Here is a 2,685-nt window from a genome sequence, read left to right on the forward strand (position 1 = left end):
TCGTCCAACCCCGACAGCACTTTGATGAAAGCGGCGGATTTCCAGTTGGCTTTGCCTAAGATCCCCGAAGTCTGCTCGATCGGCAAAGCGCCCACCACGTCTACCACGCTGACTTTGGCGTTGGGTGACGCATTGTCGGTAGCCATCATGGAAGCGCGTGGGTTTTCGTCTGATGAATTCCATACGTTCCATCCGGGCGGCAAGCTTGGCACGCAGCTGATGCGCGTTGCTGACCTGATGCACAGCAATGAAGAACTGCCGACTGTCACTGCTTCAATGCCTATGAGCGACGTGCTTTTGACCATGACCTCCAAGGGGTTTGGTGTGGCTTTGGTGACCGATGATGCGGGCCGATTGATTGGCACCGTCACAGACGGTGACTTGCGTCGCAACATGGACGTCTTGATGGGCAAAACCGCAAGCGAGATCGCGAGCCCGAGCCCTCTGTCCGTGGAAGAAGACACGTTGGCCGCGCAGGCCTTGGCGCTTTTGAATGAACGCAAAGTGACCACTTTGCCTGTCACGAATGATGCGGGCCAACCCGTCGGCATCCTTCATATCCATGACCTCTTGCGCGCAGGTATTGCATGAAAACCGTCATCATCATTCCGGCGCGTTATGCGTCGAGTCGTTATCCCGGCAAACCTTTGGCAGAACTGACCCTGCCAGATGGCAGCCGCAAAAGCCTGATCCGCATGAGCTGGGAAGCCGCGAAAGGCGTTGCTGGCGTGGACGCTGTCTACGTTGCGACCGATGATGACCGCATCAAGCAAGCCGCAGAAGCGTTTGGCGCTGATGTGATCATGACCTCAGAGGCCTGTGAAAACGGCACTGCACGCTGTGCCGATGCCTTGGCAAATGCAGGAATTGAAGCGGATCTGATTGTGAACCTGCAAGGGGACGCGCCGCTGACACCAGCTTGGTTTGTGGAAGACCTGATTGCCGCCATGAAAGCGGACCCTGAAGCGCAGGTGGCCACGCCCGTGCTACAATGTGATCCGCTGACCTACGGCCATTTTGTCGAAGACCGCAAAGCGGGCCGGGTGGGGGGCACCACCGCGGTGTTCAACGCCAAAGGCCACGCGCTTTATTTCTCCAAAGAAGTGCTGCCTTATATTGATGCCGACAAAGTCCCCGATGAAAACATCCCGGTCTATCACCATGTTGGTGTTTATGCCTATCGCCCGGATGCGCTGGCCGCTTATACAAGCTGGCCGGTAAGCGAATTGGAAACTTTGGAAGGCCTGGAACAGCTGCGCTTTCTTGTGAATGACACCAAAGTGCGCTGCGTGATCGTCGAAGGGCGCGGCCGCGTGTTTTGGGAACTTAACAATCCCGAGGATGTGCCTCGGATTGAATCTGTGTTGAAGGATCTGTGATGGAACAGAACATCGTAAACGTTGGTGACATTGCATTTGGCGGCGCAAACCCGATTTCATTCATTGCGGGCCCATGCCAGCTTGAAGGCCGCGACCATGCGCTGATGATGGCCGAGAAGGTCGCCGAAGCCATGGCCCCGACAGGGTCAAAGTTTATCTTTAAATCCAGCTATGACAAAGCGAACCGGTCCTCTATCGGGTCCTCGCGCGGCATTGGCATGGATGAGGGTCTGAAAATCCTTCAGGAAGTGCGTGAGACCTTTGGCTGCCCTGTCATCACCGATGTGCACGAAACCACCCATTGTCCGGGTGTGGCGGAGGTTGTGGACATCATCCAGATCCCAGCTTTTCTGTGTCGCCAGACGGATTTGCTGCTGGCCGCGGGCAACACCGGCAAGCCGTTGAACGTGAAAAAAGGTCAGTTCCTCGCCCCTTGGGAAATGGGCAATGTGGCCGAGAAGATCAAAACAACCGGAAATGATCAGGTCATGCTGTGTGAGCGCGGCACATCCTTTGGCTATAACACTTTAGTCAATGATTTCCGTGGCTTGCCAACGATGGCGGAGACAGGCTGCCCAGTGATTTTTGACGCCACGCACTCGGTCCAACAGCCGGGCGGACGGGGCAATAGCTCTGGCGGCGAGCGTAAATTCGTTGAAACGGTCGCACGCGCAGCGGTGGCCGTCGGTGTTGCTGGGCTTTTCATTGAGACCCACGAAGACCCAGACAATGCGCCCTGTGATGGGCCGAACATGATCCCAGTGGATCAGTTGGCCCGCTTGATCGGTCAACTCGTCGAACTGGATCAGCTTACAAAAGCACATCGGGCGTAAACAAGTAGGGTGGGGTTTTACCCCACCAATCGAGCAAAAGACTGAGACAGGCGGTGGGGTGAAACCCCACCCTACGTTGCGCGATGTCCGTACGGTCGGTTCAAAAATTCCTATCCAAGCGATTGCTATCAGCGAGTCACACCAACTTGCTGGAGAACGCCCCATGTCCCATACCACCGCTCGCCTTGGTTTGCCAATTATGGCGCAGGCCCAAGCCCAAAAACATGTGACCCACAACGAGGCGCTCTTGCTGTTGGATGGGGCCACGCAATTGGTGCTGGATGGCATTGGCACCGAAACGCCTCCGGTGACACCGACGTCTGGCGAGACACATTTTGTTGGGCCAAACCCCACCGGCATATGGGCGCTGCAGACCGGGGCCATTGCCCAATGGCAGGACACCCAATGGGTGTTCCAAGCCCCCCTGACCGGGTGGCGCGCTTGGGATGTGGCGGGGGATCAATTGGTTGTCT

At 56.6% G+C, this 2,685-nt stretch carries 4 protein-coding genes; all 4 read left to right on the forward strand.

What is annotated here, in order from left to right; genetic code table 11:
• Window positions 1-591 (forward strand): CBS domain-containing protein (locus tag TA5113_RS17220; protein ID WP_258953922.1); only part of this gene is annotated, 591 nt, incomplete at its 5' end.
• Window positions 588-1,379: a 3-deoxy-manno-octulosonate cytidylyltransferase gene (locus TA5113_RS09505; protein WP_058314813.1), complete on the forward strand. Its 792-nt coding sequence runs from the start codon at window positions 588-590 to the stop codon at window positions 1,377-1,379. The genes TA5113_RS17220 and TA5113_RS09505, both read left to right, overlap by 4 nt.
• Window positions 1,379-2,212, forward strand: coding sequence for a 3-deoxy-8-phosphooctulonate synthase (kdsA, locus tag TA5113_RS09510; protein ID WP_058314812.1), 834 nt, complete (start codon window positions 1,379-1,381; stop codon window positions 2,210-2,212). The genes TA5113_RS09505 and kdsA overlap by 1 nt, the downstream gene beginning before the upstream one ends.
• Before the next feature lie 163 nt (window positions 2,213-2,375).
• Window positions 2,376-2,685: DUF2793 domain-containing protein (locus TA5113_RS16785; RefSeq protein WP_131726480.1), on the forward strand; the 310-nt coding region annotated here is incomplete at its 3' end.

It is taken from the genome of Cognatishimia activa, assembly GCF_001458335.1.
Taxonomy (GTDB): Bacteria; Pseudomonadota; Alphaproteobacteria; order Rhodobacterales; family Rhodobacteraceae; genus Cognatishimia; species Cognatishimia activa.